At 28.2% G+C, this 26845-nt stretch carries 19 protein-coding genes and 1 riboswitch; of the genes, 2 read left to right on the top strand and 17 right to left on the bottom strand.

Annotated elements, in window-relative coordinates; all coding sequences use genetic code 11:
- Both I4U89_RS09175 and I4U89_RS09180 read right to left on the bottom strand, forming a co-directional pair.
- The coding region (locus I4U89_RS09175; protein ID WP_195940085.1) for a discoidin domain-containing protein at nt 1–390 on the bottom strand (390 nt) is incomplete at its 3' end.
- A gap of 408 nt (nt 391–798) precedes the next feature.
- On the bottom strand, nt 799–7206 hold the full coding sequence (locus I4U89_RS09180; RefSeq protein ID WP_195940086.1) for an NPCBM/NEW2 domain-containing protein: 6408 nt from the start codon (nt 7204–7206) through the stop codon (nt 799–801).
- Nucleotides 7207–7417: 211 nt separating this feature from the next.
- A riboswitch (cyclic di-GMP riboswitch) is annotated at nt 7418–7504 on the bottom strand.
- Between the two features lie 274 nt (nt 7505–7778).
- Between I4U89_RS09180 and I4U89_RS09185 the strand changes: the two genes are divergently transcribed.
- The gene (locus I4U89_RS09185) at nt 7779–8537 is read left to right on the top strand and encodes a SagB/ThcOx family dehydrogenase (protein WP_195940087.1); all 759 of its coding nucleotides are present in this window, start codon (nt 7779–7781) and stop codon (nt 8535–8537) included.
- Nucleotides 8538–8637: 100 nt separating this feature from the next.
- On the opposite strand, the gene I4U89_RS09190 is transcribed toward I4U89_RS09185, so the two are convergent.
- The 4 genes from I4U89_RS09190 to I4U89_RS09205 all read right to left on the bottom strand — a co-directional run bounded on the left by I4U89_RS09190 (nt 8638) and on the right by I4U89_RS09205 (nt 12745).
- Nucleotides 8638–10047: a vWA domain-containing protein gene (locus I4U89_RS09190; RefSeq protein ID WP_195940088.1), complete on the bottom strand. Its 1410-nt coding sequence runs from the start codon at nt 10045–10047 to the stop codon at nt 8638–8640.
- A gap of 3 nt (nt 10048–10050) precedes the next feature.
- Nucleotides 10051–11181, bottom strand: a complete 1131-nt coding sequence (locus tag I4U89_RS09195) for an ATP-binding protein (protein ID WP_195940089.1) — start codon at nt 11179–11181, stop codon at nt 10051–10053.
- Between the two features lie 12 nt (nt 11182–11193).
- Nucleotides 11194–11997, bottom strand: coding sequence for a hypothetical protein (locus I4U89_RS09200; protein ID WP_195940090.1), 804 nt, complete (start codon nt 11995–11997; stop codon nt 11194–11196).
- Nucleotides 11998–12190: 193 nt separating this feature from the next.
- Complete coding sequence (locus tag I4U89_RS09205) at nt 12191–12745, bottom strand: helix-turn-helix domain-containing protein (RefSeq protein ID WP_195940091.1); 555 nt, start codon at nt 12743–12745, stop codon at nt 12191–12193.
- A 253-nt stretch (nt 12746–12998) separates the two neighbouring features.
- Between I4U89_RS09205 and I4U89_RS09210 the strand changes: the two genes are divergently transcribed.
- A complete protein-coding gene (locus I4U89_RS09210; protein ID WP_195940092.1) occupies nt 12999–14360 on the top strand; it encodes a D-serine ammonia-lyase in 1362 nt (453 codons plus the stop codon).
- A 50-nt stretch (nt 14361–14410) separates the two neighbouring features.
- Here the strand turns inward: I4U89_RS09210 and I4U89_RS09215 are convergent, their stop codons facing one another.
- The 11 genes from I4U89_RS09215 to I4U89_RS09265 all read right to left on the bottom strand — a co-directional run bounded on the left by I4U89_RS09215 (nt 14411) and on the right by I4U89_RS09265 (nt 26843).
- A complete protein-coding gene (locus I4U89_RS09215; RefSeq protein WP_195940093.1) occupies nt 14411–14695 on the bottom strand; it encodes a hypothetical protein in 285 nt (94 codons plus the stop codon).
- A 20-nt stretch (nt 14696–14715) separates the two neighbouring features.
- Nucleotides 14716–16149 carry a Na+/H+ antiporter NhaC gene (nhaC, locus tag I4U89_RS09220; RefSeq protein ID WP_195940094.1) on the bottom strand — a complete coding sequence of 478 codons (1434 nt, stop codon included), beginning with the start codon at nt 16147–16149 and terminating at the stop codon, nt 14716–14718.
- 117 nt (nt 16150–16266) lie between these two features.
- Nucleotides 16267–17436 carry a MalY/PatB family protein gene (locus I4U89_RS09225; RefSeq protein WP_195940095.1) on the bottom strand — a complete coding sequence of 390 codons (1170 nt, stop codon included), beginning with the start codon at nt 17434–17436 and terminating at the stop codon, nt 16267–16269.
- A gap of 263 nt (nt 17437–17699) precedes the next feature.
- Nucleotides 17700–19754 (bottom strand): sigma-54 interaction domain-containing protein, encoded by a 2055-nt coding sequence (locus I4U89_RS09230; RefSeq protein WP_195940096.1) that lies wholly within the window; start codon nt 19752–19754, stop codon nt 17700–17702.
- Nucleotides 19755–19890: 136 nt separating this feature from the next.
- Nucleotides 19891–20145: a glutaredoxin gene (locus tag I4U89_RS09235; protein WP_195940097.1), complete on the bottom strand. Its 255-nt coding sequence runs from the start codon at nt 20143–20145 to the stop codon at nt 19891–19893.
- Between the two features lie 54 nt (nt 20146–20199).
- Nucleotides 20200–20574: a RidA family protein gene (locus I4U89_RS09240; RefSeq protein WP_195940098.1), complete on the bottom strand. Its 375-nt coding sequence runs from the start codon at nt 20572–20574 to the stop codon at nt 20200–20202.
- 268 nt (nt 20575–20842) lie between these two features.
- Complete coding sequence (locus I4U89_RS09245) at nt 20843–21280, bottom strand: N-acetyltransferase (protein WP_195940099.1); 438 nt, start codon at nt 21278–21280, stop codon at nt 20843–20845.
- 268 nt (nt 21281–21548) lie between these two features.
- On the bottom strand, nt 21549–22664 hold the full coding sequence (locus I4U89_RS09250; protein WP_195940100.1) for a 4-hydroxybutyrate dehydrogenase: 1116 nt from the start codon (nt 22662–22664) through the stop codon (nt 21549–21551).
- Between the two features lie 250 nt (nt 22665–22914).
- Nucleotides 22915–24945, bottom strand: coding sequence for an ABC transporter permease (locus tag I4U89_RS09255; protein ID WP_195940101.1), 2031 nt, complete (start codon nt 24943–24945; stop codon nt 22915–22917).
- Nucleotides 24935–25702: an ABC transporter ATP-binding protein gene (locus I4U89_RS09260; RefSeq protein ID WP_195940102.1), complete on the bottom strand. Its 768-nt coding sequence runs from the start codon at nt 25700–25702 to the stop codon at nt 24935–24937. Before I4U89_RS09260 ends, I4U89_RS09255 begins: the two co-directional genes overlap by 11 nt.
- Before the next feature lie 103 nt (nt 25703–25805).
- Nucleotides 25806–26843 (bottom strand): sensor histidine kinase, encoded by a 1038-nt coding sequence (locus I4U89_RS09265; RefSeq protein WP_195940103.1) that lies wholly within the window; start codon nt 26841–26843, stop codon nt 25806–25808.
- Nucleotides 26844–26845 lie beyond the last annotated feature (2 nt).

A 26845-nucleotide genomic window follows, 5' to 3' on the forward strand; every position in this document is an offset into this window, starting at 1 on the left:
ATCTTGTCTTGTAGCATAAGCTAATCTATTTATCTCGGCTATATCTTTAAACTCCACAGTTACTTCATTTTTAAATTCATTTGTATTTCTAGTGTTTGTCTCCCAATGTGTATTAAGTTTACCATCTATAGCATTCTCTATTTTAGTGTGAGGATAGTTACCTCCATTATTTGTTATAGACTTTATTCCAACTCTGTATAACTCATTATACTTATTAAAGTTAGGATCGTTCTTTATTTTGAAATCAGTAACAGTCATGTTTTTAGAAACTTGTTTTTCTATTGCTACTGCTTTCTCCTTTACAACCTCATTTGCAAAAACATTTACTGCAGGCATGCTGTTTGTAGCTATTATAGATATAGCCAATACCGACGCTATTTTACTCCTCATAAATTTCCTCCAATTTATTCTTTAGTATTTCATTTTTATTTTATAACTTGATCTAAATCATAAATTGGTCTTTATTCTAATTTGAAATACCTATATATCATATGCAATACATTTTCCCCTTTCAGGTATATTAGGTAATTATATTTGTCTATAATATAAATCTCTTTATTAACATAAATTTTGTTTTATACATAACTTTGTGAATTATTTAATAATATAAAGGATTATTTACTTTCTAGTCAACATGTTTTTCCATATTTTTACAAAATATTACATAAAATTTAGTATGATTTAATAGCTGTTCTTATAATAAAAAAGGACTATGAATTTTAATTCAGAGTCCTTTAAAATGCATAATTATAGTTATTCGATTACACAGTTTATTTCACTAGATCACCCTTTTTATATTTATTTAATTCCTATCATGTGTATTAATATACCACTTATTTCACTGTCTTCGTAAGCAACATGAACTCCGTAGTATCCTGGGTCAACATCAGATACATCTAAAGTTACTTCCTTAGTTGTTCCATCTAAAGTTTGTTCTTTAACTACTTCACCATTTTTCTTGATCATAGATACCTTTGTTACTATGTTCTTACCTGCTCTGTTATATGCTTCAGTATTAACTTTAATTTTACCTTCAGTCGCTTTAAGTTCTCCAACTTGTACATATTGGTCTCTGAAATTAACTGTCTTTAGCTTCTCTAACTTAGCTAAAGGTCTAAGGTCTTTAATCTCATTATTTTCACCACTTATGCTCTCTAAATTTTTAGCATATTGTAATCCTTCTAGACTAACTACACCATAACCTATATTAAAATTAGTTAACTTATGCATATCTCCTACTGTAAAGTTTCCATCTTTACCTAAAGTACTGCTTAAAGATTTAACTAAATACTCATCAGGGATATTTACCACTTCATCAAGATTTATCTCAACTAAAGCTTTTATACTTTCTTGAAGTTCAGTAGTAGCAGTATCTATAGCTTCTTGACTAGGATTCTCTTCTTTCAGTAAAGCTTCTGCTTTAGCTAACTTTTCTTCTAAAGCTTTTACACTTTCTTCAGTGTAATTTTCTTTATTAACCTTCTTAGCATCTTCTATGGCTTTAGTTAAATCAGTAGTATCTATTCTATCAGTATTTACAAAGTGTAGCTTAGCATCTGCCCAGTTTGCATGATCTGAACCTATACCATCACCACCATCTTTAGCTACTAACTTTAACTCTTTAGCACCTGCTAAATCAACCTCTATAAATTTTTGAGGGTCTCTAGCTCTCATTACACCACTCTCGTAAACTTTTTCACCGTCCACATAAACCTCGAACTCTACACTAGATGGTCCATTGTACATTGCACGGTCTATACCAACAAATGAACTAAACATATCTACATTTTTATCTGTTAAATCATAAACTATTTCAGAATTAGCATGAGTACCAATCCCTTTATCATAAGTTACTTCTTGACCATCTTCTCCAGTAAGTTTTAACTTATTCCCACTTACTGCGTTGTCCTTACCAATTGTACCCCAACCTTTTGTTGCAGATTTCCAATCAAAGTCACTTAAGTATTTAAAGTCTTCCGTGTTTATTACACTTATAATTCTACTCTTTTCAGTCTTATTACCATCTTTATCTGTTACACTGTAAGTTATAGTATACTTACCAACTCTATTAAAGTTAACTTTGTCTTGTCCAGTAACAACTACATTACCAGTTATATTGCCGTCTTCGGCATCTATAGCTTTATAAGTTCCAACTACATCTTCTAAAGTTTGACCAACTTTAACAGTTTGAGATTTAGGTATAGTTAATTCAGGTTTAGCATTATTAGTACTTAATTTAGGTTCTACAAATATACCGTGGTCTGAAGTATTTCCGTTTCCACCATTGTTAACTTCTAATCTAAGTTCTTTAACTCCTTTTATAGGGACATTTATATACTGCATATTATCCTCATGCTTTAATACTTTAGTTGTTGCTAAAGTCTTTCCATCTCCTATAATCTTGAAAGTTATACTTGAATCATTTTGTGCTTGTAAATTCATGTCTACTCCAACTTTAACTTCAAAGTTATCATAGTTATGCTCACCTAAATCATAAACAACGTTACCATTAGCATGTAATCTTATTCCCTTATCGTAGTCTTTAATTTCTCCTAAAGTTCTTCCTTTTATATAGTTATTACGTGAAGGTGTACCCCAGTCAGTATGATGACTATTCCATTCTCTATCAGATAAGTAATCATATTTACTAACAACATTAACGTTCATTGATTCTCTAGAAGTTGCATCGTTAGCAGTAACCTCGTAAGTAACTGTGTACTCACCTTTTGTGTTAACATCTACATTACCTGTAACTTTTACATCTTCTATTGTATTACCTTGGTAGTCAGTTGCTTTAACATAGTCCTTAGCATTGAACTCTTCACCTAAGTGTAATGTTACTCCACCAACTGTTTCTATCATAGGTTGATGTGCTTTTACAGTTACACCTTCTGCAGGATTTAATTGAGTATCGTAAGCAACTACCTTGTAAGTATGGTTTTCCCCTGCAGTTACGCTAGAATCTGTGAAAGTATCTTTAGTAGTAAATCCTATCACTTTACCATCCCTAATTATCTCATATCCAAGAAGACTATTAGCATTAGTTTTATCCATTGTAATATCTAATTTAACAGAGTCTTGGTTTAACTTAGTTTTTACTGTGTAATTTAAATCACTATTAAATCCTTCCCCTGTCTTAAGATATTTATTATCGTTTAAATACCACAACTTCTTAGTTGGTTTTGGATACTGAGCCATATGCTTAGCAGTTTCTTCATTAACATAGAAACCATGTCTAGCAAAATGTTCTTTTAAATCTAATTTAAGAACATCTGATGCAACAACTGCCCAAGCCTCATGCTTAGTATTCCAATCTCCTCCACCTATGTTTCTTTCTCTAAATTGTTGCTCGAAACGAGGCCAGAATGTATTATCATATAGTTGTAATTGCCATAATGGAGCCATGTGACTTAATAAACTACGGTCACTTTCTGGATACCACTCATTGTTAGAATAATCTTCTTTACTTACCTTAGGTAGTATGTTACGCTCCCATAGGTTTTGTTGTGATATCTTACTAGGTTCACCTTTTATCATTTGGAAGTGAAGTGGTAAAATATTATTAGTTACTTCGGCTATAGCTCTATTACCTGTATCAAAGTTGTGTCCCATTTCGTGCATGAATCCCCAACCTGTATCTACATTCAGAGCTCCACCTTGTTCGTTATAGTTAAAACCAGTTATACCACTTCCTGCATTCATGAATGCTCCACCACTTAAGTTCTTAAGCATAGTTACATATCTAAAGTTAAAGTCTGAATGCATTTCTTTAGAACCGTCAAATCCCCAGAATTTCATTGTTTCATTTATTACTTCATCAGACCTCTTTGCAGTATGACTAGGAACCTTATTATTGTCAGTGTACCACTTTAATGCATATGTTGCTTTAACGTTTACTAAAGCTTTATTACTAACTACTTCAAACACATCAGGTAACTTAGTGTCTGCCTTTAACTTCTCAGTATATTCACGTAACTCCTTCATGACTTCTTCATCTGTAGTTACACCCTCTACATATTGAGGATAACTAACCCCACCTATTATTCTTATTTTAGGCTTTCTTGATTGTTGGTCTGGAGTGTAAGGATTGGAAACATATAAAACACCTGCTAACGATGTCCCTGGTCTTACATCATTTGCTTCAACTTCAGGTATAACTATTTCATTCTTACCTCTAGTTAAATTTATATCCCTTAAACCATTATGTCTACTATCCATTTGCTTATAAACTAAGTTAGGTACTGGTTCACCTGGTTCTGTGTCAACATAAACAGTTATCTTTTCTCCAGACTTAACTGCTAATCCTGTTGGTTGCCAGTCTCTAAAGTTCCATACTTTTCTCAGTTGACTTGCTTTTATAGCATCCCCTCTACTTTCTATTTCGTATACATGACCTTTATTACTTTCAGGATTCTTAATTAGCTCCTTGGCAATATCTATATTTTCCATAAGTTCTGCTCTCAGTGGATGTGTGCTAACTTCCTCCTCTAAGTCTTCAATAGCCTGTAAATTATTAAACTCTGGTTTCAGTTCATTCTTCAACTCGTTTGTAAATAAGTTCTCAACCTTATCTGCAACAACATCTTGATTAAAGAACATTATTTCGTTTAGTGTAGCCCAGTTTTGTTCGCCTTTAACCCACTTTAATTTAATTCTCTTAAATGTAGTAGGCTTAAATTTAGCTTCAACTAGACCAGAAGTAATGTCTGCTTTACCTGTAGACACTAAATGAAAATCATCACCTTTAGTAGTATTAGAACCATAAATCTCGAATCCCTCTAAGAATCCTTTTCTATCAGTTTGTCTAGCACCATAAGCTATTCTGTCTATAGTTATAGGGTCCACAAATTCTACTATTACTTCGTTGCTCCAATCTGCACTATTAGGCTTATTAGTTTCCCAGTAAGTACTTATATCATTATCTGCCGCATTTTCAATTCTTTGAGAACCGTATTGACCACCATTATTAGTTATTCTCTTTATATTTGAATAAGGAATTCTAAATTGCTTTATATAATCTTTATTGTTTAAATGGTTGAACTTTTTAGTTACTGCTTTAGAACTCTCTATTTTACCTTGCTCAATTAGGACTCTAGCATTAGCTAAATCTTCTTTAAAATCTGCATAGAATGGATGCTTTTTACATACTTCTTCTAAAGCATTTAATTCTTCAACAGTATCAAATTCTTCGCTTACTGCAGTTATAGTATTGTCAGTAAATAATCTACCCATTTTATCTAAGACTTCGTCTTCTCTATATAGACCAAATTCAGACGCTACTGCCCAATTTTCATGTGCTTCTGTGAATACAAATTTAACTCTTCTAGCTTGAGTTGGATTGAACTTTATTGCTATTGAATCCCTAGTTATGTTCGAGCTACCACTAGTAACTTTAGTAAATGTATCTCCTGATAAAGTTTTAGAAATATAAATGTCAAATTTCTTTGCAAACCCTCTATCCCTTGGAGAAGTGTAAACTACTTTATCTAAAGTTTGTAATTCATCTAAAGTCATTATAACTTCATTTGTATGTGTCTCACTATTTCTAGCATCAGAATGCCAATTAGTTTCTATGTCACCATCTATAGCCTTATCTATAGTACTAGTTGACCAATGTCTACCGTTAGTAGTTATGTTCTTTATTTTATCATTACTTATTTTAAATTTCTCATCATACACTTTTAATTCTTCTGACCCAAACTCTTTAAACTTAGTTACTTTAGCATCAATATAAGTTACGTTATTGCCCGCTAGAACCTGTTTAGCATCGTTTAAATCTTCTTTAAATTGACTGTATAAAGGATGTTCCTTTGCTTCGTTCTCTAAAGCAGTAAGTTTATCTAATGTACCGAAATCAGGATTTACTTTGTTCTTATTACTATCAGTGAATAATGTTTCCATCTTCTCTGCTATAGAATCTTGCTTATAGAATCTTGCTTCAGATATGAATGGTCTATTTTGATAGCACTCTTTAAATACGAACTTCAATCTCTTAAAGTTTGTAGGGTTAAATTTAAATTGCATAAAGTCTTTAGAAACTTCTGCAGTTCCCTTAGAAACTAATTTGAATGTATCACCTTGAGAAGTTTCTGAAGCATATATTTCATACTTAGTAGGGAATCCTTTTTGATTTTCACTTCTAGGTAATAATGCTATTCTATCAAGTTGCTCTATCTCGTCAAAAGTAAATATAACTTCATTAGTAAAATCATTACTATTAGCTCTGTTTGTTTCCCAATGAGTATTAGGGTTATCGTCGTACATGTACTCTATTTTAGTTCCAGAGTAATTACCACCATTCACTTGTGTATTAACAATGTGGTCTTTACCTAACATAAACTTATCATCATAAGCCTTTTGGTTTTCAGTTCCATATCCTAATAACTTAGATACTTTAGTTTCAGTAAAGTTAACCTCATTGTTCTCTAGAACACGTCTTGCATTATCTATATATTCTTTAAAGTTAGCATGGAATGGATGTCCTTCAGTTTCTTTCTCTAAAGTGTTTAATGCTTCAGGAGTTGCAAACTCTGTACTTACTTCATTCATGTTTGCATCAGTAAATAATCTTTCCATCTTATCTAGAGTTCTATCCTCTTTATAGAACCAAAACTCTGCGGCACTTGCCCACTCGTCATGTGCTTCTACGAATTTGAATTTAACTCTCTTTGCTCTTACAGTATCAAATTTAAATTCAACCATTCCACCTGTAACTTTACTTCCTTCTACTTTTCCTGCTAGTTTAAAATCTTCGCCTGTTTCACTCTCAGAAACATATATCTCTGCACTAGTAGGATATCCTTTACCTTTAGCACCGTCTTGTCTTGTAGCATAAGCTAATCTATTTATCTCGGCTATATCTTTAAACTCCACAGTTACTTCATTTTTAAATTCATTTGTATTTCTAGTGTTTGTCTCCCAATGTGTGTCAAGTTTACCATCTATAGCATTTTCTATCTTAGTTCCTGGATAACTTCTTCCATTGTTTGTTATAGACTGTATCCCGACTCTATAAAGTTCATTATACTTAGCGAAGTTAGGATTGTTCTTTATTTTAAAATCACTAACAGTCATAGTTTTAGTAACTTGTTCCTCTATTGCTAATGCTTTTTCCTTTATTACTTCATTAGCAAAAACGTTTAAAGCAGGTGTGCTGTTTGTTGCTATAACAGATATGGCCAATATTGATGCTATCTTTTTCTTCATAATATTCTCCCTCTTATATTATATGAATTTACAATAACTAAATATTTTACCCAAATTTTGAAATATAGTCTTGCCATAGAGCTATAGTTGTTTTTATGAAATAAAAAACTACCCTCTATATAAAGGGTAGTTGCCATCTAAAGTAAACATCATAAAACAATCTTACGATTGTATCATAAGATAACTCTATAAAAACAAAGAATATCAATTCTTTGGCAACTGGCTGGCATAGTATAATTTTACCTTAGCCCCTTTAGCTTTGCGTCTCTAGATTTCCCTAGATTTGCTAATATGTAATTTTTAGTCATCTATCTTAATTATACATAATTTTACATAATTTTAAATAGTTTTTTTTAATTTAAAATAATTTTAATATTTTTTAGTACATTCTATTTATCCAAATATTCATTATTGTTGAATTAAAATATTTATTCATTTTTTATTTGATGATTCCTTTTATATGTAATTAAACTTCAAATATGAAAATTTTACCATTTGCACTTTTTTACCCTATATTTATATATATGATATAATAAGTATAAAAATTTATACATTTTAATAAGGAGACATCTATGGATAAAATTGCACAAAACAGAGAATTTTTTAAAGCTGATTTTGAAATACTAAAACAGATAAAAACCGATAAACAAAAAGGAATACCCGCTCCTTCTTTCCAAAAAGAATATGATTCAAATTCTAATTTAATAGAATTACCTCCTGTAAGCAAAGACATTTTAGTTAAACCTAACGTACTAGATTGTATAAATGACAGAAGAAGTATAAGAAAGTATAGTAATGAAAAAATAAATTTAGCTGAACTTTCGTATTTACTTTGGGCTACTCAAGGAATCCAAACTGTAAAAGATAAATTTAGCGCCTTAAGAACTGTACCTTCTGCTGGTTGTACTCATCCCTTTGAAACATATTTAATAATAAATAATGTTGATAATTTAAAAAGTGGAGTTTATAGATATTTACCTTTAGAGCATAAACTTTTATTTATAAAAACTTTAAACAATATAGATGATGAAATAGATAAAGCAACTCCAAATCAACCTTTTGTTCAAGGTTTTGTATCTAAAAGTGCCGTTGTGTTTGCTTGGAGTTGTATTCCATATAGAAGTGAACACAAATTTAGTGTAACTGCTCATAAGAAAATACTTATAGATATTGGACATGTTTGCCAAAATCTTTACATAGCATCAGAATCTCTTAATTACGGGACTTGTGCTATTGGAATCTATGATCAGGATATAATTGATAATATGCTAGATTTAGATGGAGAAAATGAGTTTGTAATTTATATGGCTTGTTTAGGTAAAAAACTTTAATAAAATAGTTTAATTATAAATATAATAATATTACTTTAATAAATAAAAAAAAGTATTGATGTTTCCATCAATACTTTTTTAATCATACCCACTATAATATTTATAAAATTGGAGCTTGGTTATTCATTGAATATCCATCATTTCTAACATCACTCATGTCTAATGTATCATCTTTTATTTTAACCTTGCTAAGTTTTTTAACTGCTCCATAAGGCTCTCTTAATGAAAGTTTGTCTCCTCTGCCAGAAATAACCCATAAAATCTTATACCCTCTAGGTATTACTTGTAGCTTGTCTTCTCCTTTACCATCAGTAAAATATACCAATAAATTAATTTTTTTATTATTAGCATATTCAAAAACTGGGCTAAACTTAGTTGAGCCTCTCCTTTTAAGTCTTTCTTTTATATCTTTTACAGATTTGACTTTATACACACGTCTAATTTCATTGTCACATTCTATAATTGTAATTTCATGATTATAATTTTTTACTATATTAAGTACTTCCTTAATAGCCTGTTTAAATTCTTCATCACTAATACTTCCACTTATATCAAGTGCAACAGCTATCTCTGCTTTATGAGATCTCAACTGGCCCCTCAAATCTAATCTATTTGGCTGTCTTCTATTTCTTCTTGTTATAGTCTTCTTTTTATTGCTTTCGACTGTTCCCATCAATCTATTAAGATATAAGTTCCAAGGCAATTCACCTTTACTATTTTTAAATGATGATATCATCCCATCTAAGTATTCTGGAATTTTACCTTTTTGAGAATTATTAATAGCTTTTTGGGTAAATTCTTTAAGAGTTTCTTCATCTAGATTGTTAGAATCTTCCCAAATATCATGAGTTTTTTCTGGATTGTATTCAGTTTCTATATCATTAGACTGACGAGTATCATCTTCTTCGCCATCTTTATCTACTTCTTGTAAATCTAATTCAGTTTGAATTTTTTCTACATAGTATTCAAAAGGCTCATAAGGTTCAAGTTTTAAATTATATTTTACATTTACGTTTTCTAAAGTAACAGCATATGGTGGTAAATTATTTAAATATTTATTAACCACTATATCCATAGCCATATTAATAGCTAATGTGCTATATTTTCCTTTTAATTCTTTTGCTCTTACTAAATGCATAGATATTACATGAAGAATTTCATGTTTAATTGTACTTTCCATTTGCCTCATATTAAGATTTAAAAAAATTATTGGATTAAAGTATATAACATACTTAGCTCCTTTAAAATTTATAGCAGTAGGACTACTTATATCAAATCTTATTTCTCTTGATGTTTGAAATAAAAAATATCCATAGAAATTATCTTTGTCTTCCATAAGGCTTAAATTAACTTTGTCTACTAAACTAAAAAATTCATTTTTGAAATCTTGTGGTATGTCTATCTCAAATTTTTCACCCTTGTGATTTGCTTTTAACATAGCATACGTATCTATAATTTGCTCTGCTTTGTAATAAAGCTCTCTTTTTTGTTTATCAAAGTAAGTTTCCATAGGCTATCCCCTTATTAGTTTATAAGATTCAAAGTAAGCCTCTACGAATTCTTCATTTTCTATCGCTTTTTCATATACTCTTTTATAGCTATTTTTGATTTCTTTCATAATTCCTACCATTAAATCTATAGGATATGCTTTTAAAAACTGTACAAATCTATTAATATAATAACTTGATTCATAATCTCCATTTTTTATATTAGATTCTAAATCTCTTAAAATATTCATTGCTGATAAATAAAGTCTTGTATGACTTTCTTTTTTTACTTTTTCTATAATAGATTTACTTAAAGTTTCTCCACAAAAAACCTCTTCATAAGATATAAGTGGACTATAATCTGATTCAATAAAGCTTATAAATTCCTCCGCAATAACATTTCCTACATTTCCTTTTATTACATTTAAAAATACAGCCTTTGGTATTGAATCTTTTTGTTCCTTATATACCTTGTAACTTTTAGAAACTCTTTCATAACTTCTTGGAGTTGCTGATACATCTCCTTCATTTATTTTGTGTAAATACTCTGGGAATGTCGATATAAACTCTATGACTTTTTGCTCAATACCTTCATCTATTGCCCATCTTAACCATTGTGCATGGTCTGGTTCCATGTTTAACCATACAAATCTATTTTCTTGAGCTGCATCCATATCTACAACTTGGTAATCAAAGTCTGAACCATACTTACTTGATGGATTCATTGCTGCTAAAATTTTTACATCATCATGTAACTTATATCCATTTATTTCTCTATTTAATATTAAGTTCATAAGTTCTTGTTGTACCGTATGCTCACAACGATTTATTTCATCTATAAATAAAAGAACTGTATTTCCTTTAGATATTTCTTCGTCAATTTCTCTTAACTTGTTATGAACTGCATATACTGTTGTTTTCTTTTCTATTTCATCTCCATTGGAGTTAACTCCTAAATAAGATGCTATAGTTGGAAGACCACCTATTTCACCTTCTTTAAGAAGATTTCCATCAATAACAACTAAACTCCAATTATTTTCTTTAGCAAGCCTTTTTGCTAAAGCTGTTTTTCCGATTCCACTCTCTCCAACTACTAGAGGTACTTCCCCAGTAGCTAAAACTAAGTCAACGCTCTTTAATGTATCTATAAAATTCATTTTTTATTTCTCCTATATCATCTTAAGTTTTTCATCTACAGCTATTTTTTTAGCTTTTTTACTTCCGTATTTATAAATGAACATTATCTTGTCCATTGATATATTATCATTATTTTTATCTATAGTTTTACAATTTAAAAAATCTCTAACGTATTTTTCTTCAACATCTTCCTTTGATAGCATTTCTTTTAATACTTCTTCTAATTCATCTTTAGCTATCTCATTTTGAATATATTTAATTACTAAAATATTTACCTTTAAAAATTCTAACATTTTATTTTTATCTAAGTTTTTTATAAATCTAATAGCTGCTTCATTACTTTTAATAGCTAAAATCTGTGCATTATAGCTAGGTGAATCTATATATCTTAATGCATCATAACTTATTTTCACAGCCTCTTCTTGCACACTTTCATAAGGATTTTTTATATATTTTAGTGAATCGTAATCTTTTTTTACTGCTAATAATTGTAGCTCCTCACTTGGATTTTCAATATATTTGATAGCCCATCCAGCTTTATCTATAGCTAATTTAATTACTTTATCAGTTGGTTTTTTAATACAATCTAAAATAGTCCAGCCATCACTTACAGCTTTTATCATCATCTCTTCTGTTGGTTTGTCTATATATTTAATTGCTCTAGCATTATTATCTATAGCTAGTTCTTGCATCTCTATAGTTGGATTTTCTATATATTCTAATACAAGCCCATTTTTCTTTATAGCTAATAACTTCATCTCATCTGTTGGATTGTTTATAGTTTTTATAACAAATGGATTGTTATTTATCATCTTTATAAGTTTTGTTTCTTCCATAGCATGCCTTTCTCTCTATGTTTATTTTAAATTTTTATTATTTATAATTATTTCTTATTATAATTAATATACTTTTTTAATGAATTTAAACAGAATAATTATGGCAATATATAAAAACATACCCAAATTGATTGTAACTTTAGGTATGTTTTTATATAAGTTCTTTGATTTTTCTAATTTATTTTATTATTTTCTAGAATGATGGAGGTGTTACTGCAAATATAACTTCACAATCTTCATCAGTATTATTTTCCCACTTATGATTTGAATGTGGTGGTATTTTTACGCTATCTCCACAGTTTAACTCAATAACTGTACTCATCAAATGTAAACTTACACAACCTTTTATAACATAAGCCACTTCTTCCCCCTTATGACTAAAGAGTTCTTTTGAAGATGACTCACCTTTAGGTATCTTCATAAGCATAAACTCTATAGTTCCTTGTGAATTTGGAGTCAATAATTCATAAGCAAAGCTATCACCCTCAGCAAACATTATTTTTTTACGACTATCTTTTCTAACTACTAAATTTTCAGTTGGATTATCATTTATAAAAAAATTAAATAATGGTATATCTAGAGCCTTAGAAATTTGTTTTAGTGTATTTATAGACGGGTTCGATGTCCCCTTTTCTATTTGACTAAGTAAAGAAGGCGTTACACCTGTTAAGTTAGCTAATTCTTTTATGGTCAAATTTTTTCTTTTTCTATATTCAGTAATATTTCTTGATATATCTACTTCATTCATATATTAATTTACCTCATTCGTATATTTAAAATTATCATTAAATAATTATATCAATATAAATTATTCTTAGCAATTTAATTAAATTATATTTAATTTTCATAAAAATAATTAAATATAATTGACGTCATTTATAAAAGATGCTAACATTAATTAAGTATTATTTAATAATATCAAATAAAATTAATTAATACTTAATCAACATTAACAAATATATGTAAGAATTAAAAATAAAAATATAAGGATGGTTATTATTATGCCTAATACAAAAGTTTTAAACAAAGAAATATCAACTTGGATTAAAGAATATCCTTCATTAAAAGAAATAATAGACTTAAAAGAATCAATATGGATAAATCCACTTCATACTAATTTTGATAAAGGTATGGAAAATATTTCTCTTTCTGAAGCTGATGTGCTAGATGCAGAAGCAAGATTAAATAGATTTGCTCCATATATAGCTCAAGTATTCCCTGAAACTCAATCAGAAAATGGAATAATAGAATCTCCAATAGCTAAAATAGATAATATGAAAGCTAAGTTAGAAGAAATTTGTGGTGAAAAGCTTGCTGGAAATCTACTATTAAAATGTGACAGTCACCTTAAAGTATCAGGATCTATAAAAGCTAGAGGTGGAATATATGAAGTATTAAAACATGCTGAAGATTTATCTTTAGCAAACAATATAATATCATTAGAAGACAACTATGTTAAATTAGATAGTGATGAAGTTAGAAAATTCTTCTCTCAATATTCTGTAGTAGTTGGTTCGACTGGAAACTTAGGCCTAAGTATAGGTATAATGAGTGCTAAACTTGGTTTCAAAGTTACAGTTCATATGTCTGCAGATGCTAGACAATGGAAAAAAGACTTATTAAGAAGCAGAGGTGTTGAAGTTATAGAATACGAATCTGATTATAGCAAAGCTGTTGAAGAAGGAAGAAAGCAAGCTGAAGCAGATGCTAATAGCTACTTCGTAGATGACGAAAACTCTAAAAACTTATTCTTAGGATACTCTGTCGCTGCTAAAAGATTAGATAAACAATTAAAAGATATGAACGTAAAGGTAGATGCTAATCATCCACTATTTGTATACTTACCATGTGGTGTTGGTGGAGGTCCTGGTGGAGTGGCTTTTGGACTTAAACTTTTATACAAAGATAACGTACACTTCTTCTTTGCTGAGCCAACACATTCTCCATGTATGATGATAGGATGCATGACTGGTGAGCATGATAAAGTATCTGTTCAAGACTTTGGAATAGACAATATAACTGCTGCTGATGGATTAGCTGTTGGTAGAGCTTCTGGATTTGTTGGTAAAACATTAGAAAAATTAATGAGTGGATGCTACTCTGTTACTGATGAAAATATGTACAGATTATTAACTAAAATGGCTGATAGTGAAAATATATTCTTAGAACCTTCAGCACTTGCTGGTATCCCAGGTATAATAAATATACTTACTTCTGAAGAAGGTAAGAAATATTTAAAAGCTAATAATCTTGAAGATAAGGTAGAAAATATAACTCATATAGCTTGGGCAACTGGAGGAAGTATGGTACCTAAAGATATGATGGATGAATACTATAACAAAGGTGTTTCACTACTTAAGTAGTGAATAAAAGGTATTATCAAGATTTTGATAATACCTTTTTTCTTGTAAATTTAATTTTCTATTTTAATTCCCCTACTTTTTTCTTTTGGTGCAATTATAGTTGATATGAATATCAATATTATACTTATAATCCAAGGTTTTAATCCAAATTGATTAATTAGCAAATTAACTCCTGAAATTGTAACTAAAGCATATCTCAGTGCAATCAAAAATATATTTTTAGACATCTTACCAGATAACATGATTCTAAAGCATAATGTAACCATTCTTAATCCTATAAAAGCTGCTATTAGCCCAACAATATCTTGGATTAAATAATAATAATGAAATTCCATAGTTAATTACTCCTTACTTTTTATATGACATTAATCTCTTCTTCTTCTAATGCTTTAAGTTCCTCTTCTGTATAAGTATTCATCGTAAATCCAGTAACTCCGTATATAAATGTTATTACTGGAGTTATCCAACTTAAGAAACAATATGGTATAAATTCAAATGCACTAACACCTAAAGTTTGACTACAAAAGATTGCATTAGAGTTCCACGGAATTAATGGAGCGCCAAGTGTTGCAGTATCTTGTATAATTCTAGATAAGTTTTCTGGTTTTAACTTAAAGTCCTTGTATAAAGGTGACATTATAGTACCTACAAATACAGAAGTAAACATCATAGAAGAACTAAATGCATTTGCTGCATAACTTGCTATAAATGTAGATCCTATTAGCTTAGTTCTAGAGTTTCCTATTTTATTTAATATAGGTTGTAATAGTACATCTAAGAAACCTGTTTTTTGAAGAATACCGGCTATTACAAATACTATAAATACTAATAGTACAGTTTCAGCCATACTCATTATACCACCACGGTTTAGTAATTGGTCTGTATAAGTAAGACCTGTATCTATAGAAAAACCATTAAGCATATAATTTAATAAACTATTTATACTTTCTCCTTCTTGAATAAATGCTATAACTGCCCCTAGCGCACCAGAAGCTAATATAGACACTATAGCTGGCTTTTGTAACAATAATAAAGTAAATAAAAATATTATTGGAATTATAGCAATAAAACCTATATTAAAATTATCACTTAAAACTTTCATTACTTGGTTTATTTGATTGTAATCTATAGTATTGTTAGCATATTTAAATCCTATAACTGTATATAAAACAATACATATTATATAAGCTGGAGCTGTTGATAGCATCATGTGTTTTATATGAGTTATAACATCTGTTTTACAAACTGCAGCTGATAAATTTGTAGAATCTGAAAGTGGTGATATCTTATCACCGAAGAATGCGCCAGATATTATCGCCCCAGCTGTTAAGCCAGCAGGAACCCCCATACTAGTACCAATACTCATTAAAGCTATACCAGAAGTTCCTAAAGTTCCCCAAGAAGTTCCTGTAGCTAAAGATGTTAATGAACATACTATTAATGATGTAACTAAGAAATATTTAGGTGTTATTATTGTAAGCCCACCATAAACTATTGTAGGAATAGTACCAGCTGCTATCCAAGTAGCAATTAATACTCCAACAGAAAGTATAATTAAATTAGATTGAAAAGCTCCCTTCCCAACTTCAAATCCTAATTCCTCAATCTCACTATTAGTGTATCCTAGCCTCATAGCTGCTGGTACCACTATTAACCAAGATAATAAGAACATTGTTGTTATAGATGCATTAAATACAACCATACCAGTAGTTGTTAAAGCTATTATTGCAATCATTACTAGTGCTGCATACCTAAATGTCGGTTTTCTTTTTTCAACAGTTTTACTCATTTTATAATTCCCCCATTTGATAATACGTTACGATAACGTTTTCTTTGATTGAACTAACTTTTTATTTACTACGAAATAGATTATTCTAATTAATCTATTTCGTAGTAAGCATCCTTCTTACTCAGTAATAGCTTTCTTTATTCTAGCTAATCCATTTTCTACCATAGATCTAGGGCAAGCTAAATTAATTCTTTGGTATCCTTTTCCTCCAACCCCAAAAGCTACTCCATTATTTAATGCAACCTTACCTTTTTCAACTAAAGCCTTTGCAACTTCTTCGTCACTTAGTCCAGTTTCACTAAAATCTACCCATAACAAATATGTTCCTTCTGGCTTTTTCACTTTTAATGAAGGCATATTTTCTTCTATATACTTTATTGCAAAATCCATATTATCTTCTATGTATTCTAAGAATTCATTTAACCATTCTTCACCATGGTTATAAGCAGCTTGTGTTGCTACTAAACTAAATGCATTATTTCTTCTTATATCTAATCTAGCAAATGCCGCATCTAATATCTTGTAATCTTCTTTATTTGGTAATATAACTTGAGACATTTGTAATCCAGCTATATTAAATGTTTTAGTTGGTGCCATGCAAGTTATACTATTTTGTGCAAATTCTTCACTTATTGATGCAAAAGGAACATGCTTATGCCCTTTGAAAATTATGTCACTATGTATCTCATCTGAAATAACTTTTACATTATTTTTTAAGCATATTTCCCCTAGTTTTTGTAGTTCTTCTTTAGTCCAAACCCTACCTACTGGATTATGTGGATTACATAATAGGAACATCTTTACATCTTTTATTTTTGATTCTATATCTTCATAGTCCATTACATAGTTTCCATCTTCAAGTTTAATTAATGGACTTATAACTAATTCTCTTCCATTTTCTTTTACAACACTGTTGAAAGGACTATAAACTGGTTCTTGTATCATTATCTTGTCATTTTTATCAGTCATTTCTTGTATTATTAAACTTATTGATGGTATAACACCTGGACTGAATATTAACCAGTCACTTTTTATCTCCCACCCGTATCTTCTAGCTGCCCAGTTTACAATTGACTCATTGTAAGAATCTGGTCTAGTTGTGTATCCATATATGCCTTGTTCTAATCTTTCCCTCATAGCACCAATTATACATGGAGCTGTCTTAAAATCCATATCAGCTACCCACATAGGAAGAAGGTCATTACTTCCATATTTTTTATCCATCTCTGACCATTTTGCTGAAAAATTATTACTTCTGTCTACTAAAGTTTCAAAATTATAATTCATAATTACTTTACCTCCGTATTTTTAATTACATTTTTATATAAAGCAATAGCCGTGCCAACTTTATAAATATAAAAAAATAAATAAAATTCTCTCAAACCCAATAGTTTTAATAGTTTCTCCTTTAAGTAAAGTACTTTGAATTATTAATTTCATTTAACATGTTCCCCCATTTAACCCTTTAAAACAGAAAATGGATTCAACGGGTTAATTTCTTACCCCATTGAACCCATTTTTTTATTTGTTACAATTTATTTAAATTATAATTATCTATTCTGTTCTAAAAAAAGTCTTCCCTTATCTGTAATTATAGAACCACCACGTCCAGATAAAATTTTTATAAATTCATAATCTTGAAGTTCTAAAAGAATACTTCTAACTTGTTGCTCTGTTAAAAATATACCTTCAGCTACTGCATACTCATAAATTTTTCTTCTACCAATTCTAACTTTATTTGAGTATGCTTCATTAACTTTTCTTAATACAAATATATAGTCATTTATAGATCTCTTAAACTTTGGAGTTTCTATATTGGTGCTCTTCATTAGTAAGTTCTCACAATAATTTTTACATTCCATTGATTCAGTAATATATTCTGGTAAGTCTGATACTTCTATTATATTTTTCCCTAGATAAGAGCAATATTCAGCTAAATTCCTTAACTCTCTTATATTACCTTCCCAATGATATGATTTAAAGATCTTAACAACTTCCTCTGATAATTTAAAATTAATATCAAGATTCTTCTTAAAAGAATCAAATATTAAAAATATATCTTCATTACGCTCTCTAAGTGGACTAACTTTTAAAGGAAGTACATTTAATCTGTAAAATAAATCTTTTCTAAACTTATTTTCACAAACTAATTTCTTTAAATCTCTGTTAGTAGCTGCAACTATTCTTATATCTACATCAATAACTTTATCAGAACCAACTCTTCTAATTTGCTTTTCTTGTATTACCCTAAGAAGTGTTGCCTGAGATCCTAAGTCCATCTCACCAATTTCATCTAAAAAAATAGTTCCATTATTAGCAAGTTCAAATAAACCTATTTTCCCACCCTTTTTAGCTCCTGTAAAAGCTCCTTCTTCATATCCAAATAATTCACTTTGTAAAAGTCCATCTTGGAATGTACTACAGTTAACAGCTACAAATGGGCCTTCCCTTCTAGTTGATGAACTATGGATAGATTGTGCAAATAGCTCCTTACCAGTTCCACTTTCGCCCATTATTAAAATTGATGAGTTAGATTGCGCCATTTTATAGGCAATGTTCTTAGTGTTTTGTATATTTTCACTATCTCCAATTATATCATCAAAGGTATACTTACTCACATTTCCCGAATTCATTAGCTGAGATCTAAGTTTAGCCTGCTTCTTTTCTATTTGATAAAACTTAGCGACTTTTATTATATATCCACTAAAAAAATTTATATTAGTATACCTAACTTCTAAATTTATATCTATATTATTTACTTTAGTAAGTTTTTGAAGATGAGTTATTTCCTTATCTACGATATTATCAAAATTACAAGTTTTTATATATTGTGAAATATGCTTCCCTATCATTTCATTTTCATTTATACCTAGTATATCTTTAGCTACATGACTATAAAATTGAACTATACCATCATTACTTACGCAGATTATTCCCTCGTCTATTGAAGATAATAAAAAATCAAATTGATTTTCTAGCTTAGTTTGAGTTATTAAAAGTTTTTCTGTAATGTAGCTAGTTGGGATAATTTTATCCATAAACTTTTTTAATAAATCTTCTTTTATTAAATGTTCAAGGTTTAACTTTATAGCAATATCAACTATGCAACTTAAATCCATTATTCTATATCCTAAATCAATAATTTCACATCCATTAGTTTGTATAAAAATTTCTTCCCCTGGTGTTAAAATTATAGAATTTTCAGGTATACTTTCAATTTTAGGATAACAAGGTACAAGATTTGAAATACCACTCCCTAATCTATGTATAAGAGCTACTGTTTCTAAAGCCATGCTCCTAGATAAGTTATACACGTATACAGTTTCATTCTTGTCTATTTTAGATATCTTGCTAAAGCTAGATTTTTCAAAAGTTAATTTAGGTATAATTATTTGTGTATCAGATGAACAAAGTGATACAATCTCTTCATATTTTAAACTTACGGATAAAATAATTAATTTCTCATTGAAATAAGTAACGTTACCTTCTTCATATGAGTAAAAGTTTATTTTTATATTATTCCCTAAAAAATCTCTTATTTGTTTGGCATATATTTCACCTGCATCTTTTTTAAGCGTTATTATTCCTAAATCTTTTCCTTCCATTTTTACTCCTCATGCACTAGTGGCTTATATTTGATACGTAAAATTATATCAATATTATATATAAAAGGCAAAATTTGAAATATATAAATAATCCTCCCTTTTTAATAAAGAGAGGATTCGTATTTTTTCTATTAAATTATTTTCCTAATGCTTCATTTAAATCTAGTGTTTTTGTTCCATCTTCTAAAATAAAGCATGGTATTCCTATTCCACCCATATTTCTTATCTCACTATATATTTCTAATCCATCACGTAATGCTAAATATTCTTTTAAATCTGGTAGGCTTGCTGATAAATTTTTAAAATCTATCTCTATATTTTTTCCTTTTAATTCATTTAAAGCGTATAATGTGTCTGGGCATAAATGACTTCCTACTACAGTTATTTTCATAATAATATTCTCCTTTATAATTTTTATTTGTAATTTTTAAGTAAAACTAAATATTTATTTTTTTATAACAGCTATAGCTTCTATCTCACAAAGCACACCCTTTGGTAATTCCTTAACTGCTACACAACTACGAGCTGGATTAGATACAAAATATTTTGCATATACTTCATTAAATGCTGCAAAATCTGCCATATCAGCTAAAAAGCATGTAGTTTTAAATACATTTTCAATAGTAGTTCCAGCTGATTCTAGTATAGCCTTAACATTTTTACAGCTTTGCTCTGCTTGCTCTGATATAGAAGCAGGTACAGAACCATTTTCTGGATTTACTGGTATTTGGCCTGATGTAAATACTAAATCTCCAACTTGATATCCTTGAGAGTAAGGTCCAATAGCTCCTGGTGCTTTTGTTGTTTCAAGTTTATTCATTATAAATTCATCCTTTCTTAAATTTATATAAAATTTTATTTTTCTGAGATTCCTCAGAATTCTTAACTTTATATAAAGCAAGGATGATGCCAAAATATTTAAAAATTTTTATTTTTATTTAAAATATCTTAATACTACCTATATTCTTAATCTTTATTAACTCTACAATGGCATTTTTTAATCTATCTATCTTTTTTTATTTTTTTATGGGGTGAATTGTACAAATCATTTAACACATTTAACCATTTAAATTTGACATAAAAATATCCTAATGAATTTTACTTTTATTTCTCATTGTATATTCAATACACATAGTTCCCTCATCAATACTTTCACTAACAATTTCAAAATTCATCTTTTTATAAAATTCTACAGATTTTGTATTATCTTTATAAACAGATAAAGTTAAGTTATCGTATAAATTAATTGTATGTTCAATTAACTTTCTACCAATTCCACAACTTTGGTAATTATTATCAACAAATAATGCACCTATAAATTCATTATTTATAATTGCTATAAATCCTTTTATGTCTTCTTCGTCTTCATAGACAAATACATCTGATACAGGTATATACTCATGTTTTACTGTGTTATAATTATCTTCCCAATATTTTTTTTCTATAAAATCGTGAGCTTTTATAGTGCTTTCTAACCATATTTCCATTATTCTATCTATATCTTTACTTTCTAACATTCTTATCATATTAATTAATTTCTCCTCACTATATTATTATATTTAGATTTTATCATTTACCCTTATTAATACTAAGCGTATAGATTTTTGTACTATAAATAAAAAGTGCCTTAAGTAATTTATTAATTACTTTAAAGCACTTATTTTTTTATTAATTTAATATAAGTATTTCTATCCATATTTTCAGGTTAGAAAATACCACCTTAATTTATTGAATCTAAAAGCTTATTTATATTTATATAAAAATCAAATAGATATAAAATTCAATCTTAAATATTTATAATAATTCATTATAAATAGCCTTAATCTCTTCTTTTGATAATACAGTATAACTCTGACTAAGTAGCCTTTGTTGATTAGCTATAACATTTTCAGTAAATAGTAATATATCAGGCTCATTCATACCATACTCTCTTAAAGATTTTTTTTCTATAATATTACTTAGCAATTTTTCCATTTCATCATATACATTACAAACTTCACATTCTAGTAATCCACTTAAAATCATATTTAAATCCATTATCTTTCCATTTGGATTTTTTTTATTATAGACTTTAAAAACAGATGTAAAAAATTGATAGTTAGCTTCACCATGAGATACATGGTATGTTCCACTTAAAGGAGATGATAAAGCATGCACTGCTCCATTTCCTGCATTGCCGAAGGCAATTCCAGCTAAATTACTAGCAATAAGAAAATCATCTAACATTAAAACTCTTGCATCTTGCCCTTCTTTAACTATTCTTTTAAACCCTTTTATTATTATTTCCATAGCTTGCTTACTAAACATCTCTGTGTAAATATTGGCCTTTGGTGAAAGGAATGATTCTATAGAGTGAATTAACGCATCTATTGCACTTGTTGCAAAGAATTTATATGGTAAATTTACTAGTAACTCTGGAATAAGTATCGCATAATCTGGATATAACTCATCAATTGCTAGTCCAAGTTTAGAGTTTAACTTAGTTATTTCTGTTATGCTAACATTTGATACTTCTGAACCCGATCCACAAGTTGTTGGTATTGTTATCAATGTTCTTACTTTTTCTAACTTTATCTTTTTCTCAAATAAATCTTCTGCACACTTTCCATTTTTTAGAACTAATATTTTAGCCATATCTATTACTGAACCGCCACCAATAGCTATAACTCTTTTGTAGTTACCTTTATTAAAATCTTTTAATAGAGCATCCATCATTATATCTGTAGGCTCACCATTTCCATATGTATCTTTATAAGCTACAGTTGCCTTTATGCCTAACTCTTTAAAATTTCGTTCATATATACCTTTACTTGTAAAAATAAAATCATTCTCTCCTATTTTAAATTCTTCAATAAACTCTTTTACTTTTTCAAATTTATGGATATTTGTCTTTGCCATAAATAAATTCATTATATTACCCCCGATGTTTATGTTTTCTGTATTTCATTTATACTTAAAATAGTATATAAGAATACAACCTTTCCAACTAGTCTATAATTAAATTTATTTATATGCTATAATTTATATATAGAAAATAACTCATCTCATAATTTAAACTTTTAATTATAGGATGAGTTATTTTCATTTAATTGTTGATACAATTATTAAGAATCATATCCAATATTGACTATCTATGTTCTTTCAATAGTACATACTTTTATTACTTATTTACAATTCTCCTATATCCTTTATATGTTCCAAAGAAGTATATAGCATAAATTACACATATACTCACTACTGCAACCACATTAGTTCCTACTGTATCATAGTCTCCAAATATTTTAATTACGTTATTTGCTACCTTTATTCCAAAATAACTATGAGCTAGTGCTAAGGCTATTGGAAGTGAGAAATATATAAATACTTGTATAAAAATTGATTTGTTTATCATTTTTGAGCTTACTCCAAGTTTTTTAAGTATTTCATATCTTCCTAAACTTTCTGTTGCTCCTGATAATTGGTTAAGTGTAAGTACTGCTGCACTAGATATTAAGAATATTATCCCTATATATAAACCAATGTATAAAAACATAGCTGCATTAGACATATTAATTTCTAAAACCATTTGTTTACTTATAAAGATTAAGATTGAACCATTGTTTTTTTGATATTGAATTTGTTTATTTTTACTTTTTTCAAGATTTTTAGTTAGATTATTTTCTGTATCTTTTTTATCTCCTACATAATTAAAACTTAAACACTTTTGGCTTATATCATATTTATCTGCGTATTTATCTTCAACTACAAATGTTATAAAATTATCTTTTGCTAAATCATTTTCTAAAGATTGATTTTGATAGTTTTCATTTATTTTAAATTCATCATTTTCTATTTTTATACTTTTATTATTTTTTATATAATCTTTTATTGGGTTCTCCATAGTAGATGAATTTGTAACAAAAAGTACTTCTTTATCTTTTAAATTTATTGGTTGTTTGCCTGCCATTTTATTTAGCTTATTATAATCTGATAGTTTTATAATAGGAATATTATGATCCATCGTAACTTTTAATTGCTTAGATAAAAAATCATCTGAAGTATTTTCAAACATTTTAATAAACTTTATAGGAGATTTGTAAAAATTATAATCTAAATATTCTTTTGAATAATCATTTACATTTAAATCTAACTTTTTAAGTATTTCACTTAATTTTTCATTGTTATAGTTTGTTTTTTCTTGAGGATTGTACGTTTCTATAAAAGTTGCATCATATGGGGTTTGAGACTCTGCTGATTTTTCCATGGCATTTTTTAGTCCTATTGCTGAAGAATACATCCCAATTGATATAAATAACATTAAACATATAATACTCATTGATATATAGTTTGTATTAATTTTACTGTTTAATTGTCTTAAAGTGAAAGTGTTAAGATTTTTTAGATATAAGTTTTTATCATTTTGAACTAATTTTATTAAAAATCCTGCCAAAGATCTAAAAAATAATACTGTTCCTACAACGCCTAAAAGTATAGATAGTTTAAAATTATTATCTGTTATGTCTACAAGAGCATTTTCTAAAATTAATTTATATGCAAATCCTAAACAAACTATAGATATTATAAATAGTGCTACAGATAATATTAAATTTGTGCCTTTTAACTTTTCATTTTTTCTTTGACTATTTATTAAATTTATAAGTTTATATCCTGAAACTACTACAAAATTTAGAATCATAGTTATAAAAAACATTATACTAAAATATATTATTGTTTTTATACAAGCTTCCTTTGAAAATATAAATTGATATTTTTTCATATCCACTGAAAATAATTTTGCAGTAACTGAAGCTAGTCCTTGAGATAAAAATACACCTACAAATAGTCCTACTGCTAAAGACATAACCCCAACTATTATAGTTTCATAAAATAGCATAAAAGCAATTTTACTTCTACTAATACCTAGTGTCATATATATACCAAATTCTCTATTTCTTTTTTTAATTATAAAGTTATTTGCATATATTATTAAAAAACCTAATATGAAAGACACAAAAACTGATACTATTGAAATTATCATAGTTGTAACTTCCATTAGCTTTTTTTGATTTTCTGTCATATCCATCATAGCTGTTTGAGCTTCTACTGAGTTGAATATATAAAATATACAAACTCCTAGAACAAGTGTAAAAAAGTAAATACTATAATCTTTCATACTTCTTTGAACATTTCTTTTGGAAAGCTTAAATAACATTGTTATTGTCACCTCCTAAAAGAGTAACAACTTCTATAATTCTTTTGAAAAATTCTTTTCTATCATCATTTCCTCTTACTAACTCATTAAAGATTTTTCCATCTTTTATAAATAAAATTCTTTTACAATAACTAGCTGTAAAAGCATCATGAGTTACCATCATTATTGTAGAATTCATACTTTCATTTAGGTCAGATAAATTTTCAAGTAAAACTCTTGCTGATTTTGAATCTAGTGACCCTGTTGGTTCATCTGCAAGAATCAAAGACGGCTCATTTATTATAGCTCTTGCACAAGCTACTCTTTGCTTTTGCCCTCCTGATATTTCGTATGGAAATTTACTTAATATTTCTGATATTCCAAGTCTACTTGATACACTTTTTACTCTTTTATCTATTTCATTTCCCTTTACTCCTAGTATAGATAATGCTAAAGATATATTTTCATATACAGTTAAAGTATCTAGTAGATTAAACTCTTGAAATATAAATCCTAAATGTTCTCTTCTAAACTTCTCTATATTTTTTCTTGATAAAGTTGTTATATCTTTATCTTCAATTTGTATGTTTCCAGTAGTTACCTTATCTATTGTTGCTATACAATTTAAAAGTGTAGTTTTACCACTTCCACTAGGTCCCATAATCCCTATAAATTCACCCTTATCAACCTCAAATGAAATATTATTAATAGCTTTTGTTAAATTTTTCTTATTCCCATAATATTTTTCTATGTTTTTAACTTTAAGAACCGTACTCATCTTATCTCCTCCATATTTTTAATTTATAACTTTATTTTATAGTCTTTAGAGGATTTAATTAATAAGATAACCTTACGACTATCTTACGATAATGTAAGGTTATTTATATTTGAATCATATTACTTTTTGGAAATGTTAATTTTACAGTGGTTTCTTCATTAACTACAGAGTATATATCTAATCCTAAATACATTTTTTCTGCCAATCGTTTTGATATATAAAGCCCCATTCCTGTTGATTTTTTTAGTTTTCTTCCGTTAATCCCTGTAAATCCTTTGTTAAAAACTTTATTTAAATCCTTCTTATCTATTCCAATTCCATTATCTTTTATGTATAATTCCAGGCTATTATCTTTAAGCTTTGTGTATATACTTATCTTTGGAAGTTCTTTTTCTAGCTTTTTATTTATATTTTTATCTCCTATGTATTTTATAGAATTTACTATAATTTGATTTAGTATAAATTCCATCCATTTTCCATCACAATAAACTATCTCTCTAAAATCTTGTATATCTATACAGATCTTCTTTTCTCTAATTAATTTTTTATTTCTTTTGATAGTATTATTTATACACTTTCTTAAATCTGTTTCTTTTATTATGTAATCTATTTCTATTTCATTGGACTTTGAATAATAAAGAGCTTGTTCTATAAAATCTTCTACTTTTTCTATTTCTTCTAAAATGCTTAATGTATGTTCATTTTTATTATTTTCTATTACTAACTTGCTAGCTGCTATTGGAGTTTTTATTTCATGTACCCACAAATCAAGGTATTCTCTATATTCTTCTTGATTAAATTTATATTTATTAACTTCTTCATTCATTGATTTGTCTGTAATACTAACTACATCATATAAAATTTTTCCCTCACAAAAAGATGGTCTTTTTATAAATACTGGTAGTAAATATTTTTCGTCTAGTTCATTTAAAGAATTTATTACTTGATCGTAGTAACTTTTCTTTTTAAAATATCCATAAAAAATTTCTATACTACTTAAAACTATCCAAAGCATTGTTGTAAAAATTATTGTTACTTTTTCAACTTGAGATGCTTTTAGTATAAAATTTACAAAAGCAAAAAATATAAAATTTAATAATATAGCTAAACTTCTATCTTTTAGATAATCTTTTATGCTCATAG

The organism is Romboutsia sp. 1001713B170131_170501_G6 (assembly GCF_015668195.1).
In the GTDB taxonomy this organism is placed as follows: Bacteria; Bacillota; Clostridia; order Peptostreptococcales; family Peptostreptococcaceae; genus Romboutsia_C.